The organism is Paenibacillus dendrobii, from assembly GCF_009807035.1.
GTDB lineage: Bacteria > Bacillota > Bacilli > Paenibacillales > Paenibacillaceae > Paenibacillus_AQ > Paenibacillus_AQ dendrobii.
The window spans coordinates 537,979-553,250 of sequence record NZ_WUBI01000003.1 but is presented as its reverse complement, the minus strand read 5'-3'; the positions used below and the strand labels follow the sequence as shown (position 1 = coordinate 553,250).

The 15,272-nt window shown below is 55.7% G+C and carries 10 protein-coding genes; all 10 read left to right on the top strand.

All coding sequences use genetic code 11. The annotated features are described in order from the left end of the window. The first annotated feature begins 37 nt into the window (after positions 1–37). The 10 genes from GRF59_RS20545 (at position 38) to GRF59_RS20500 (ending at position 15,270) form a co-directional block, all read left to right on the top strand. Positions 38–961 (top strand): ABC transporter permease, encoded by a 924-nt coding sequence (locus tag GRF59_RS20545; protein ID WP_237391959.1) that lies wholly within the window; start codon positions 38–40, stop codon positions 959–961. An 18-nt stretch (positions 962–979) separates the two neighbouring features. Beyond that, on the top strand, positions 980–1,843 hold the full coding sequence (locus tag GRF59_RS20540; RefSeq protein ID WP_160499575.1) for a carbohydrate ABC transporter permease: 864 nt from the start codon (positions 980–982) through the stop codon (positions 1,841–1,843). A gap of 146 nt (positions 1,844–1,989) precedes the next feature. After that, a complete protein-coding gene (locus GRF59_RS20535; protein WP_160499574.1) occupies positions 1,990–3,570 on the top strand; it encodes an extracellular solute-binding protein in 1,581 nt (526 codons plus the stop codon). Between the two features lie 75 nt (positions 3,571–3,645). Then, complete coding sequence (locus GRF59_RS20530; protein ID WP_160499573.1) at positions 3,646–4,668, top strand: response regulator transcription factor; 1,023 nt, start codon at positions 3,646–3,648, stop codon at positions 4,666–4,668. After that, entirely contained in the window at positions 4,668–6,581 is a 1,914-nt protein-coding gene (locus GRF59_RS20525) for a cache domain-containing sensor histidine kinase (protein WP_160499572.1), read from the top strand. Before GRF59_RS20530 ends, GRF59_RS20525 begins: the two co-directional genes overlap by 1 nt. Positions 6,582–6,797: 216 nt before the next feature. Next, on the top strand, positions 6,798–8,360 hold the full coding sequence (locus GRF59_RS20520; RefSeq protein ID WP_160499571.1) for an extracellular solute-binding protein: 1,563 nt from the start codon (positions 6,798–6,800) through the stop codon (positions 8,358–8,360). A gap of 48 nt (positions 8,361–8,408) precedes the next feature. Beyond that, positions 8,409–10,817 carry a glycosyl hydrolase family 95 catalytic domain-containing protein gene (locus tag GRF59_RS20515; protein WP_160499570.1) on the top strand — a complete coding sequence of 803 codons (2,409 nt, stop codon included), beginning with the start codon at positions 8,409–8,411 and terminating at the stop codon, positions 10,815–10,817. A 59-nt stretch (positions 10,818–10,876) separates the two neighbouring features. Further along, positions 10,877–12,070 (top strand): glucuronate isomerase, encoded by a 1,194-nt coding sequence (locus tag GRF59_RS20510; protein ID WP_160499569.1) that lies wholly within the window; start codon positions 10,877–10,879, stop codon positions 12,068–12,070. Next, positions 12,070–13,116 (top strand): glycoside hydrolase family protein, encoded by a 1,047-nt coding sequence (locus GRF59_RS20505; RefSeq protein WP_202128775.1) that lies wholly within the window; start codon positions 12,070–12,072, stop codon positions 13,114–13,116. Before GRF59_RS20510 ends, GRF59_RS20505 begins: the two co-directional genes overlap by 1 nt. A gap of 3 nt (positions 13,117–13,119) precedes the next feature. After that, positions 13,120–15,270 (top strand): TIM-barrel domain-containing protein, encoded by a 2,151-nt coding sequence (locus GRF59_RS20500; protein WP_160499568.1) that lies wholly within the window; start codon positions 13,120–13,122, stop codon positions 15,268–15,270. The last annotated feature ends 2 nt before the right edge of the window (positions 15,271–15,272 follow it).

Sequence of the window (15,272 nt, the reverse complement as noted above, 5' to 3'; positions counted from 1 at the left end):
GATGTCAGGACAGGCGCCCACAGTCAGCCAGAAAAGCATGAAGGCCCGCAAGCCTCTCGGCAAGCAAAGGAGTAATTTCCGCAAGTACAAAGCGCTCTATTTCATTACGATCCCAGGCATTCTCTATTTTATTATTTTCAAATATTTGCCCCTCATGGGCTCAGTCATGGCCTTCCAGGACTACAACATTTTCAAAGGCTTCACAGGCAGTCCTTGGGTAGGATTGGACCAGTTCAAGCGGATGTTTACCTATACGGAATTCTTGAGGATTCTGGAAAACACGGTGCTGATCGGCTTGTATGATATACTCATTGCTTTTCCGGTGCCGATCATCCTGGCGCTGCTGCTCAATGAGCTGAGGAAAGTGCTCTACAAACGGATACTGCAAACCATCGTTTATTTGCCCCATTTCCTTTCCTGGGTCATTATCGGCGGTATCATGATCGGCATTCTGTCGCCGACGACAGGGATCGTGAATCAGATGCTGAACGCGGTTGGCATCAAGTCCATTTATTTCCTCGGCGAAGATTCCTATATCCGAAGCATTTTGGTCGGTACAGGCATCTGGAAAGACAGCGGCTGGGGCACGATCATTTATCTGGCTGCGCTCGCGAGCGTCAATCCGGAGCTTTACGAAGCGGCCCGCATGGACGGCGCCAACCGATGGAAACAGACCTTGTCCATCACCATTCCAGCCATCTTACCAACGATTACGATCATGTTCCTGCTGCATATCGGCAACTTCCTGGACTTCGGCTTTGAACGGGTATTCGTATTCGTCAACTCGCTGAACGAACATAAAGGCGACATCCTTGATACGTATATTTATCGGGTTGGACTTATCGACCAGCAGTACAGCTACACCACCGCCATCGGCCTGTTTAAATCCATTGTCGGTTTGATGCTCATCATGATCGGCAACACCCTGAGCAAGAAGACAAGCGGAGAGGGACTTTACTAGAGAAAGGAGCAAGTCGAAATGAACATCAAAGGACGATGGTTTGACTGGTGCAATACGGTTTTTCTGACGCTTGTCGGCTGCATCATGGTATTTCCGCTGCTCCACGTGCTTGCCAAATCGTTTAGCAGCAGCAAAGCGATCAACGCCGGTCTCGTCAAGGTGATTCCGGTGGACTGGACCCTCGTGAACTATAAAGTAATCTTGGCGGATACTTCGATCTGGCGGGCATTTCTGGTCAGCGTCATCATTACTGTCGGGGGTACGGCGATCAACCTGATCATGACGGCATCGCTGGCCTACCCGCTGTCCCGTCCGGAGTATTCCATGCGCAAGGTCGTCCTGATCTTCATCCTCATCACGATGATTTTTCAGGCGCCGCTGATCCCGAACTACCTGGTCATCAAAAACCTGCACATGCTGAATACGCTATGGGCGCTCGTCATTCCGTCAGCCATCAGCGCATATAACCTGTTCATCATGCGATCGTTCTTCGTCGCGCTTCCGCCAGAACTGATCGACAGCGCGCGGATTGACGGAGCAGGTGAAATGCGCACGATGTGGAGCGTCATCCTGCCGTTGTCCAAGCCGGTCATGGCGACCATGGGGCTCTTTTACGCCGTATCCCACTGGAATTCGTATTCCACGGCACTGTATTTTATCAACAACCGGGCTTTGTATCCGCTCCAGCTCCGGCTGCGGGAGATCGTGCTCAGCAACGATCTTGGTCAGGCGGAAAGCCTGCTGGACGGGGTAAATGAAGTGTCCCCGGCGGGCGTGCAGATGGCCGTTATCATCGTCTCAGTCTTGCCGATCATTATCGTGTATCCGTTCTTGCAGAAATATTTCATCAAAGGGATGCTGGTAGGCTCGATCAAGACCTAGAAGCTGGCTTTAAGAATAAGACTTATGAACCCCATTTTGAATTCGTTTTCATATGGACGAAATATGGTAATATAGAGGTGTTCCAAATCGAATAGCGCCCATCACGTCCGAAAAGTCACAGGCAGGACGAGAAAGAGGGGGAGGCAATGAAAAAGTGGTTCTATCTGATGTTGGCCACGTTGATGACTCTCGCTGGCTGTTCTTTTCCGGAAATCACGTTATCTCCGGGCACCTCTGAACACTCCCCTGGACAAAAAGCCGGCAGCGGCTCTTCCCCGGGGGCTTTGTCTTTTTCCATCGTACTGTCCACCGCCTCCAATCCCTACGCGGCCAAGGTGCCCGATATCGGGGAGGATAAGTGGGTCAAAAAAATGGAAGCGCTGACAAATACGAATATGCAAATAACGATGATCCCGCTCAAGGATGTTGACAAGCGACTGCCGGTGCTCCTGACGGGAGATGATTTTCCGGACGTGATCCAAACCGTGGGCGGGGCAAGCTCGGCGGCGATGTCGGGGACGGTTGAAGCGGGCATGTTCATGCCCTTGGATGATCTGATCCGTACCTATGCGCCGCGCATGCTGGAGCGGATTCCGGAGGAAGCCTGGAAGGAAACCAGCTATCATGGGAAAATATACGGCATTCCGGCCTGGCTGGACAGTCCCTCGCGGCGCGGCACGTATATCCGCACGGATCTGCTCGAGCAGACGGGACTGCCGATTCCGCGGACGGTGGATGAATTCCTGGATGTGCTGCGCGCCTTCAAAAAGCTGGGCGTAGAGAATCCGTACCAAATGCGTGAAAACTTCAAATACGCCGATGTCATTTTTGGGGCTTACGACGTGCTGGGATACCAGTTTGAACTCAAGAACGGCGAGGTCGTGCCGAAGTTTTTTGAGGAAAAGCCCATGATGGAGGCCATCTCCGTGTATAAAACGATGCTCGATGAGGGCCTGATCGCGAAAGATTTCGCAACGGTAAGCTCGAGCGAATATACCCATAACATTTACGGCGGCAAAGCCGGTATCTGGACGGCGAACGCCGCCGGTCTGCTGGATTTCCGGGCTCAAGTGAACGATTCGGTTCCGGAAGCGAAGGTCGACATCATCCCGTCACCGGCCGGACCGGACGGCAAGAAGGGCTACGGGCTGTACAGCTCGGTTATCAATTCCTATTACATCAATAAACATGTCTCCAAAGAAAAGGCCATCGGGATCATCCGGTTTTTCGACTGGATGCTCAGCGATGAAGCCGAGCGGTTCTTTTCCTTCGGAATTCCCGGCGATACCTATACCGTGAGCGGCGGCGCCATCAACTATCGGTTTCCGCAAACGAAAGAGGAGCAGGACGAACAAGGGTTTCGAGAGTTGCTGTGGCTGAGTCATGATTTGACGATCAACCGTGAAAGAACGAAGCTTCTCCCCGGCGGCGGGGACGTGCTCGAAGCGATCGACTCGACGCTTTCCGGGGAAGGGCGGGGCAATATCGTTTTTATCCCGGATCTGGAAGCCTTCAATATCTATCCGGAGCTGGCCCCGAACAATCCGAATCAGCCGCCTCCCTTTATCGTCGACCACATCGTACGGATGATGTACGGCAAGGAGCCAATTTCGAACTGGCCGAAGGTGATTCAGGAATACCGAAGCCGCGGAGGAGACGAAATTATTCGCGAGGCGACGCAGCGCTATCACGCGAACGAGGGCGTCATGGTGCTTCCGGGCCGATAAAGACATGCTTTTGGCAAAACGCAGCACGCTGCCGATTGCTTCTTCAAATTCGGGCGAGAAAAGAGGTTATGATCCATGCGAGTGCTGATTGTGGAAGATGAACCTGTCATTCAAAAGGGTTTGGTGAAAATGGTGCAGCGGTATCCCGCGTCGTTCTCGGCCATCTATACGGCAGATGACGGGGAAACCGCCCTGGAAATGATCCGCAGCGAGGAGCCGCATCTGGTGCTGACCGATCTGCGGATGAAGCGAATGGACGGCCTGGAGCTGTGTGAGCGGATTCATCGCGAATTCAGCCATGTTCAGGTGGCGGTGATTTCGGGCTATAACGATTTTCAATATGCCCAGCGGGCTATCGCCTATGGCGTGAAGCGTTATTTGCTGAAGCCGGTGACTCAGCAGGATATCCATAACGCGCTGCGCGAGATCATTGCGGGGATGAGCGAGAACATTGTATCCTTGCAAAAATACGTGGAGTGGTCGGAGAAGCTGGAGCAAAGCATCTGGATGCTGCAAAAGAGCGATATGCACCGTCTGCTTAAGGAAGGCGAGGAAAACAGCCTGTTTAGCGGGCTGCATGTACTCGGAATGAAATCGGTGTTGGAAGATTGCCTGAACATGATTGTGGGAAGGCTCGTGCAGCGGGGGTGGCAGCCGCAGATCAGCGTGGACAAGAACGGGACCGATATCAGCAAAAAGGAAGCGCTGGAAGCCTTCGGAGCCGTGCTGGACGACATTTTTACGCAACTGCAGCAGACCCGCAAAGGCAAATTCAAGGATCCGATCGAGGAAGCGAAGGCTTTTATCGACCTGCATTTGTCCGAAGAAGTGACGCTGGAGGAGGTCGCGAAACGAGTGGGGCTTACCCGGACTTATTTCAGCGCCTTGTTCAAGAAAATGACGGGCGAAACCTTCGTGCATTACCGCATCAAGAAGCGGATCGAAGAGGCCCGCAAGCTGCTTGCGGTTCCCGCCCTGACCATCACCGATATCGCGGTGCAGGTCGGTTATGAGGATTATCCCCATTTTACGAAGACGTTCAAAAATTTCGTGGGCATGTCGCCTTCCGAATACCGCTCGTCTTTTGGCATTGAATAATGAAAAGGATGAGAATCCGTCTGCGGGTCAAGCTGCTGGCCAGCTTCCTGGTAGTTATTTTGCTCTCGCTTTCCGCGGTGGGCATTGCCTTTTACACCATTTCGGCCAGGCAGCTGGAGCAGAGCACGGAGAACCAAATGACCCAGATCGTGGACAATGCCGTGCATCATACCAATTTATATCTGTCCTCCTATCAGCGCTCGATGGTAGCATTGCTCACCAATCTGAGCGTCAAAAAATACATCGATCTGCCTTCAAACCGTGAGGAATACGAAAATTACCGTTACATGACCGATATCCGAGATTCGATTGTCGATCCGGTCTGGATCCGCAATCCGGAGATCAGCGCGCTTTATATCATCGGGTATAACGGCAATGCGCTTTATTATTTCAACAGCGGGACGGAACCGTCCTTTTCGTCAAAGGATACGGCTGAGCAGATCGACTACTTCAAGTCGCATACCGATGAATCCGGACGCCTGACGATTATCAACCAAACCATTCAGGGGAAAAGTGCGGCGCCGATGCTGACGCTGATTAGGCGCATCCGCGGTCTCAGCTCCCCTGACATGAAGGGCTTTGTCGGCATTGAAGTGAAGTCCGAAGAGCTCTCCACGCTGTGGAAAGGCATCGATATCGGTGAAGACAGCTATTTTTTCATTGTGGACGATAAAGGCCGCATCCAGTATCACACCGATCCATCCAAGGTGGGGAAGCTGATATCCAGTAAGCTTGCGGGCGAAATGTCCGAAGCGGGCACGTCCATGTTCCGCAGCTCCGCGGAAGGCTCGAAACGGGCTTATATCAGCCGCAAGGCCGATTACTCCGGCTGGAATCTGGTGGTGTCCATTCCGAACAGCCAGCTGGTCAAGCCGTTGGAGACGACGCGCATGCTAATCTGGATCGTGGCCGCACTGACGTTTTTATGCGCGCTGTTTCTGGCCAACCGTTTTGGCACATCGATTACGAAGCCAATTCGTTCCTTAATGAAAGGGATGAGTCAGACGGAAAAGGGAAATTGGGAGTTCATTCCCTTACCGAAGCGGCATGACGAAATTACCGAGCTGATCGTCAGGTACAACCTGATGGTGAACCGGCTGTCGGAGCTGGTGGACATTGTTTATCAGTCGGAGCTGAAGAACAGGGAAATGCAGGCCGAGCGGCAGAAGGCCGAATTCCAGTCGCTGCAGCTCCAGATCAATCCGCATTTTCTATATAACACGCTGGAAACGGTCGTCTGTTATGCCGTCATTCAGGACTCGGATGAAATTTCCGAAATCGTCGGAGCGCTTTCCTATATGCTCCATTATTCCGTCCGTACCAACCTGGAAGAGATTACGGTGGCGAACGAGCTGAAGCATGTCATGTATTTCATGGTCATCATCAACCATCGGATCGGCCGGACATTCGAAATCGATATGCGAGTCAGACCTGATCTGTTACTGCGAAAAATGGTGCGTCTTACCCTCCAGCCGCTGGTAGAAAACGTGTTCCAGCATGCCTTCCGCTACGGGGTCGAAGACCATCATGACATCATTATCGATGCTGGCGAGGAGGAGGACAGCTTCTGGGTCAGCGTGGAGGACAACGGCTGCGGGATGACGCCGGAACGCCTGGAAGAGCTGCGTGCCAAGCTGAGAGAGAACCGCCTTGCCGATGACGGCGAAGCAGGGCAGATGAAAGGCGGGATCGGTGTCGCGAATGTGCACCGCCGCATTCAGCTCGTGTTCGGCGAGGAGTATGGGCTCACGGTCGAGAGCAGCCTGGAACAGGGGACGCGGATGATCATGCGGATGCCCCGCTCTGCTGCGGCAGCGAAGCATCAAGCAGGGCAGGCGTCAGACACCGCTTCCACGCCGGAGCTCCTCCCGCCAGGTTTCTCGGCAGAAGGGGATTCGTGGCAGACAGGATAAATGGTTCATATTGAAGTTATGAAAGGCGGCAGAAGGATCTGCTGCCTTTTTTGCATGCGGCAAGCTGGCTGTTAAACAGCCGACTTTCAATGACATACCCTAAAAAAACACACCACCAGCATAATCCGCCCCATGGGTGCTCCCCGGATTTTCGTTTTATCATGAGGTAAGCACAGGTACAGAATGTCTTTCGATAACGGAAAGGGGAAAGGTCTAATGAAGAAATGGGTCAGCCTGATTTTGGCATCAACACTTCTTACAGCAGGACTTGCAGGATGCGGGGGCAGCAAGAAGGAAGAAGCAGCCGACGCCTCGGATGAATCAAAACCGCTTAAATTCTCCATCTCCCTGACAACAAGTGGAAACGCTTACGCGGAAAGCTCCAAGGATGTAAACAGCGACAAATGGGTAAAAGAATTCGAAAAACGGGCCAACGTCGACGTCGACATGCGCATGATTCCACTGAAGGACTTTGACTCGAAAATGGCCGTCATGTATGCGGGCGGGGATATCCCTGACGTGGTGCAAAACGTCGGCGGTGCAACAGATAAATCGATGTCGGGCTCCATTGAAGCCGGCGTGTTCATGCCGCTCGATGACTTGCTTAATGAATACGCACCCAACATCATGAAAGCGGTTCCGAAGGAAGCATGGGCCGAAGTCAGCTATAAAGGAAAAATTTACGGCGTGCCGACGTGGATAAGTAATCCTTCCCGCCGCGCGACATACATTCGTACCGACCTGCTCGAAAAAACGGGGCTTCCGGTTCCGAAAACGATGGATGATTACCTGAACGTCATGCGCGCATTCAAGAAACTGGGCGTTCCTGCGCCGTACCAAGCGCGCGAAAACTTCAAATATGCCGATATCGGCTTCGGAGCCTACGATGCGCTCGGCTATCAGTTCATGGAGAAGGATGGCGAAGTCGTACCGAAATTCTTCAATGCGGAAAATATGGAAAAAGCGCTCACCGTATACAAAACGATGTATGACGAAGGCCTGATCCAGAAGGACTTCGCCACGATCCAAGCACCGCAATATTCCGAGAATATCGAAGCGGGAAATGCAGGAATCTGGACGGCGAATGCCGCTAGCTTGCTTGATTTCCGCACGAAAGTGCAGGCTTCCGTACCGGATGCCAAAGTGGACATCATTTCGTCTCCGGAAGGCGATAGCGGCATGAAGGGCTACGGATTGTACAGCTCAGTCAATACCTCTTTGTATATCAACAGCAAAGTCAGCAAGGAAAAAGCGATCCGGATCATCAAGCTGTTCGACTGGATGCAGACGCCTGAAGCAACGAAATTCTTCAGCTTTGGCATCGAAGGCGAAAACTATACCGAGAAAGATGGCAAAATCGAATACAAATTCCCTACCGACAAGGCGGGCAATGACGAGCAAGGCTTCCGATCCCTGTTAAGATGGGTCGGCGACGCCACGATTAACCGCGAGCGTACCGAGCTGCTTCCTGGCGGGATGGACGTATTGAAAGCACTGGACGAAACACTGGCTGACGAAGGCATCGGCGGTATCGGCTTCGTGCCAGAGCTGGAGTCGTTCAGTAAGAATCCGGATCTCGCGTCCAAGCGTCCGGATCAGGCGCCGAAGCTGATCATCGACCACATGGTGAAAATGATCTACGGCAAAGAGCCGATCTCGAATTGGCCGAAGGTTATCGATGAATACAAGCAAAAAGGCGGCAATGACATCGTCAAGGAAGCTACCGAACGCTTTAAAAACAATGAGGGCATTTTGAACCAATCGAGCCGCCACAAATAAGATGAACCGCAGAATGATCAAGAAGACGGGAAGAAAGGTGTGTGAGGCATGAACACGGAGCATCCCTGGAAGCTGAAGCTAAGGACCCCCGCCTCCTGGTGGGGTGCCAAGTGGCGAGAGGCGCTGCCGACTGGCAGCGGCACCATTGGCGCGGCCGTATATGGAGCGGTGCACCGGGAGACGGTGATGCTGACACATGGCGACTTGTGGTGGCAGAGCCGAACGCCGGAACTGCCCGACGTCAGCGGACGGCTGCCGGAATTGCGCCGGCTAATGATGGAAGGGCAGGAAGCGCAGGCCGAGCCGGTCCTGGTTGATGAACTTCACAGCAAAGGATATGATCCGGTGATGGCTGTTCCGCTGCCGCTGGGGGATCTCACGATCGTGTCGGATGTGGATGCGGGCTTCAAGCACTATTCCCGTGAGCTTGATATGCAGACCGGCGAAGTTACCGTTCGCTGGAAGGACAGGGGGGCCGCTTTCGAGCGGGCCCTGTTCGCATCCCGTCCGGAAGACATGATTGTGATGGAACTGCGAGCGGAGAACCAAGGTTCCATTCAGGCAAGGCTGTCGCTCGGCCTGCACGATCCGGCCGATGTGAAGCGGCCGCCGGAGCGGCCTGAGGCTCCGCTTCCCACGGAGGCGGAAACGGGATCGGACGGCACCTATGTATGGTACGCAGCGCGAAGCGATGACGGTACCGACTTCGGCGCCGTGGCCCGAATCATCCCTAAGCAGGGGAGCTTGACAGCTGACGGGCCTGAGGCAGTGATCAGCGGGGCGGATGGAGTACTGGTGCTGCTGCGCATGTTCGTTCACGGCCGCCGGGAGCAGGAGTGGAAGCGCCTTGTGGCGGAGCTGGCCGCGGAGGAACGCAGCTACGCCGAGCTTCTGACAGCCCATGTACGCAAGCACCGGGAATTGTTCGGGCGCATGTCACTCGACCTTGGTGCCGAAGGACGCGAGCGTTCCAACGAGGAGCTGCTGCTTGAAGCTTATCAGGGCGAGGCGCCTCTGGCCATGCAGGAGAAAATGTGGGCTTATGGCAGATACCTGCTGGTCTCAAGCTCCCGCGAGGGCGGCAGCCCATGCCATTTGTACGGCTTGTGGTGTGGGGAATACCGCGGCTTCTGGGCCTTTAATATGGCAAACGAGAATTTGCAGATGATTTATTGGCAGGCGCTGAGCGGCCGGATGCCGGAGCTGCTGCTGCCGGTATTCGATTACGTGGAGCGTCTAATGGATGATTTCCGGCTGAATGCCAGACATATCTATGGCTGCCGCGGGATTTTCATTCCGGCTCCGACAGCGCCGGATTCGGGCCTGATCAAGACGGTTACGCCGCATATCATCCACTGGACCGGGGCGGCGGGCTGGATTGCGCAGCATTATTACGATTACTACCTGTATACGCAGGATCGCGAATTTTTAAGAGAACGAGCACTACCCTTTTTAAGGGAGGTCGCCTTGTTCTATGAGGATTTCTTCATGACGGGAGAGGATGGACAGCTGATTAGCTGCCCGTCCAACTCGCCTGAGAATAGGCCGGGCAATAGGGCCGGCGGACCGAAGGGAACGACGGTCAACGCGACGATGGATTTTGCGATCGCCAAAGAGGTGCTGACCCGCTTGGTGGACGGAGCCGAGCAAGAGAAGCTGTACCTTGGGGAAGTCCCGGTCTGGAAAGATCTGCTCGGCCGGATTCCGGCTTACCAGATCAATGAAGACGGGGCGGTTCGTGAATGGATGCATGCCTCGTATGCCGATGAGTACCATCATCGTCACCAGTCGCATCTGTATCCGATGTTCCCAGGCAAGGAAATCACGAAAGGGAAGGAGCCTGCTTTGTTTGACGGGTTCCTGACCGCCGTGAAGAAAAGGCTGGTCGTTGGCCTGAAGGAACAGACCGGCTGGTCGCTGGCCCATATGGCCAATCTGTACGCCCGCCTCGGCGAAGGCAACTTGGCGCTGGAATGCCTGGATCTGCTGAGCCGCTCGGCGGTTATCAACAACTTTTATACGCTTCATAACGACTGGCGGAATATGGGCATCGGATTGTCGATGGACTGGGCGCCGTTCCAAATCGACGCGAATATGGGCTGGACGGCCGCCGTGCAGGAAATGCTCTTGTACTCCGAACCCGGACTGATGCGGATTCTGCCGGCGCTTCCTGATCGTTGGACCCGGGGGCGGGCTCATGGAATGCTCGCCTGCGGGAACATCGAAGTGGATGTGGACTGGGACCGGAAGAAGGGCCATTTAGCCGTGAAACTTAGGGCAGCCTCCGCTGGGAGCATAACCGTGGAACTGCCGGCAGGCACCGGGATTTCGGATCGCGCGCCACGCCTTCGGGAAAGTGCTGCAAACGGCATTATGTTGACTGGGGAGGATCCCATCCGCGTGCAGGTAGAACTTCAGGCAGGACAACCGGTTGTGGTTGAAGCGGCTTTTCAATAGCAAGCGCTGGAAGAAGCAACGGAAAATACATGAGCAGGCAACGAAGGAGAGGATTCCGTATGAAGCAAGCATCCTTGCTGGATGACATCATGGCGATGGACGTGATCGATACGCATACCCATTTGGTGGGAGACCATCTGTGCGCGGAGGACTTCTGGAAGATCGCGGACTACTTCTGGTTAAACCGCGAGCTCCAGACCGGAGGCTATCCTGCGGAGGCGGAAAAGCTGCCGGAGGAAAAGCGAATGGACGCCTTTCTGAAGGCATACAAAGCCTCGCGCAACACGCTGATGAACATTGCGTTCACGACTATCCTTAAAGATTTATACGGCGTGGAGCTTACCGATAGGGCATCGATCCTGGAAGCCGATGAACGGATTAGGGCGCGCAGCAAAGAGGCAGGCTGGGCGCAAAGCGTCGCGGATCGGCTGCATGTGCGTCGCTTTGCGGTCAATCATCCCGATCATGCCGCGTTTGCCGGGATGAGGGATCACGCGCTGTTGTTTCCGCGGATTGACGGATGGCTGCCGAAGCTGGTGCAGGAGGTGGCCCAGGCGGATAACCGGGAAGAGGCTCTGGAACAAGCCAAAATGCATATCAAGAAGCAGCTTCGCGGCTATCATGAGACAGGCTGTCCGGGCATCATGACGACGCTCTCCAATTATGAAGCCGCTGCGCATGAGGAGTATGCAATCAGCGGCGCGGCTTCCGATGAAATAATGTTCATGCTTCTGCATGAAATATGCGCCGAGCTTGAAAGCCTGGGCATGTTCCTGCAGCTGTTTTTGGGCGTGGAGCGCAGATGGGGCAGCACGGCCGCAGCACCGGTGAACGATTCGCTGCGGGTGGTCCGGTTGTACGGACTGTTCGAGCGTTACAGCATCCCGTTCGAGCTGGTCACCGCCGCGGAGCTCAGCAACCTGGACGTGGTACAGGCGGCATGGAACTTCCCGAACGTGCATGTCGGCGGCATGTGGTGGTACAACTTCCGGGCAAGTGCATATACCCAGAGCATGCAGTACCGATTCGAAGCGCTGGCACCTTTGAAAAGCTCGCTGATCGTGTCCGATGCCCGCTGCATCGAATGGACCTACGGCAAGATCCATGTCGTGAAAAGATTGCTCGCCGATTTTCTGGACGATCAGGTGGCTAAAGGCTGGATAGACCGGGAAGGGGCGCTCTACTGCGCTTCGGAATGGCTGTATGGCAGCGCGGCCAAACGATATGGCTTAAGCGGGCAGGAGGGAGCGTAATGTCCTTTTCGCTGAAGGAACGCATGCTGCCCGCGCCGGTTGGCGGCGGCTTCCGCATGGAGAACTGGTGGGTGTGGTGCGGATCGGTCGTTCGCGGTGAAGACGGGCGTTATCATATGTTTGCCTCGCGGTGGCCCAAGTGGCTGCCGATGCATCCGGGCTGGCTGATCCGCTCCGAGATCGTGCGTGCGGTGTCGGACACGCCGGAAGGGCCATACGAGTACGCGGAAACCGTACTCCCGGCGAGGGGAGCGGAATATTGGGACGGACGCAGCACCCATAATCCGCATATCATCCGGCATAACGGCAAATTCCTGCTGTACTATATGGGGTCCACGCATCCATTCGCCGAGGCGGAGCCCGGAGATACGGTTGAAATGGACGATTGCCGGGTCATTGCGGCCAGGGCGGGTAAACGGGTCGGCCTGGCAGTGGCGGACAGCGTCCTTGGACCGTGGAAGCGGATGGATGCTCCGATTTTGCCGGTGCGTCCGGGCAAGTTCGACAGCTATTTGACATCTAACCCCGCTCCCTGCATTCGGGAAGACGGATCGGTGCTGCTGATCTACAAGGCGCGGAGATACGAAGGGCATACGTACGGAAAAATGACGCTTGGCGCTGCGGAAGCGGACACTCCTGAAGGTCCTTATCATGTGATCAGCGAACAACCGCTGTTTCCGCCGCAGGTGCATGTGGAAGATCCGTTCATTTGGCGGACCGAAGAAGGATACGCCATGATCGCGAAGGATATGGAAGGTCATCTGTGCGGCGAAAAGCACGGCGGCATCCTTGCGGTGTCGGTGAACGGCACGGACTGGAAGCTCGCGGACAGCCGGAAGGCTTATTCGAGAACCGTGGTATGGGACGATGGTCAGGAACGGGTGATGGGCAGCTTTGAACGGCCGTTTTTGCTGTTTCAGGACGGCAAACCTACGCATATGTTTGCCGCCGTTGCCGATGGACCTGGAGGGTTTCGCCAGGCGGAAAACACATGGAATATGGTCATCCCGCTATCGGCGGCAAGTGACGCGTTCAAGGAGGACTGACCCATGCAGAAAATCAACTGGACTCAAGCGGCGCCGGGCGTTTGGAAGGCAACGGTTGGCAGCCCGGGGGGATTGACCCCGCTGACTTGCCTGAACCGGAAGCCTAGAACTGAAGCGATGAAGGAGCTGCCTGAGGGAAACTGGCCTTTAAGCGAAGAGGAGATCGAGCTGAGAATTCTGACAGCGGGCGGCAGCCTGCTGTCGCTGCCGCTGGATCCCGGGGAGGAGCTGTACGGCACGGGTCTGCAGTTCATGCGCATGAACCAGCGCGGCCGGACCCGGTACTTGCGGGTGAACAGCGATCCGAAGCAAGATACCGGCGAGACGCATGCGCCGGTTCCTTTTCTGGTAAGCGGCCGGGGATACGGCATTCTGGTGGACAGCGCCAGAGCCGTCACCTTTTACTGCGGCTCGGCGCTGCGTCAGCAGGAAGATGCAGCCGCACAGGCCCGCGACCGCAACATGGATCGCGGCTGGAAGGCGACGCCGGTCTCGGACCGGCTGGAAATCCGCCTGCCGCAGGAGGGCGCCGACGTGTACCTGTTCGCCGGACCCGGCATGCAGGATGCGGTGCGGCGCTACAATTTGTTCTGCGGAGGAGGCACCCTGCCGCCCCGCTGGGGGTTGGGCTTTTGGCACCGCGTGCCCACGCTTTACAAGGACTCTGAGGTTGAAGCGGAGGCCAGGGAATTCCGGGCACGGGATATCCCCTGCGACGTCATCGGGCTGGAGCCCGGTTGGCATTCGGCGAGCTATCCCGTCACGTATGAATGGGATGCGGTCCGTTTTCCCGACCCGGCCGGGTTTGTCGGCAGAATGAAAAGGTCCGGCTTTCAGGTCAACCTATGGGAGCATCCGTACCTATCGCCGGAGTCGGCATTGTATGACTGCATGCGGAAGCTGTCGGGCAGTTATTCGGTATGGGGCGGGCTCGCCCCCGATTATACGCTGGAAGAAGCCCGCAAACTGTATTCGGACCAACACGACCGGGAGCACGTCAGCCTTGGCGTATCGGGCTACAAGCTGGATGAATGTGACGGCAGCGAGCTGACCCGCAATTCCTGGATGTTTCCGGCGCATGCCGAATTCCCGTCCGGACATGACGGGGAGCAGATGCGGCAGCTGTATGGCCTGCTGCTGCAGGACATGACGGACCGGCTCTACCGCGGGAAGAACCGGCGAACCTACGGGCTCGTCCGTGCCTCGAATGCAGGAGCGTCTAATTTGCCGTATGTGCTCTATTCGGATTTGTATGATCACCGCCAATTCGTCAGGGCGCTGTGCAATGCTTCATTTTGCGGGCTGCTGTGGACCCCGGAGGTGCGCAGGGCCGACAGCGCGGAGGATTGGGTAAGGCGCATGCAGACGGTTTGCTTTTCGCCGCTTGCGATGCTGAACGCGTGGGGAGACGGGGTCAAGCCATGGAGCTATCCGGAGGCTGAAGCCATCGTCAAGCATTACATCCGCCTGCGGATGCGCCTGCTGCCTTATTTATATACGGTGTTTGCCGAGTACGAGATGAAAGGGACGCCGCCGTTTCAAGCGATGCCGCTCGTTCTGGCTGCTGAGAAGCCGAAGAAGGGCGATCCAACCGGAGCAGGACTCCATGCTTCCACCGAAGGGGAATCCCCTAACGGATTTAATACGACGGAAGGAGCCTACGGCAAGCAAACCGAACGCGAATGGGATGATCAATTTTGCATCGGACGCGATCTATTGGTAGCTCCGATGTTTGCCGGCGAAACGGGACGTGACGTGCTATTGCCGGACGGGGTCTGGTATGAAGCCGAAACCGGCGTGCGGCATGAAGGCGGCCGGATCGTCCATGTGAATTGCCCGCTGGAGCGTCTGCCGCTATTCATACGGGAAGGAGCCGTCATCCCGATGATGCCGGCGCTGGATCATGTGCCTGCAGGCGATACTATGATTCCGATCGAAATGATCCACTTTGGATCGGTGCCCGGCGAAGGGCTGCTGTATGACGATGACGGCGAAACCTTTGATTATGAAAAAAGCGGCGACGGCTGGCGAAAGGTCAGCGTTACCCAAACTGCAGACGGCCGATTTGCGGGAACGGCCGCAAATGGCGGTCCGGAGCGCAGGTATAGCATTACGGGCTGGCGCTTTGCGCAGACCCGCCTGCCGCTGGAATAGAT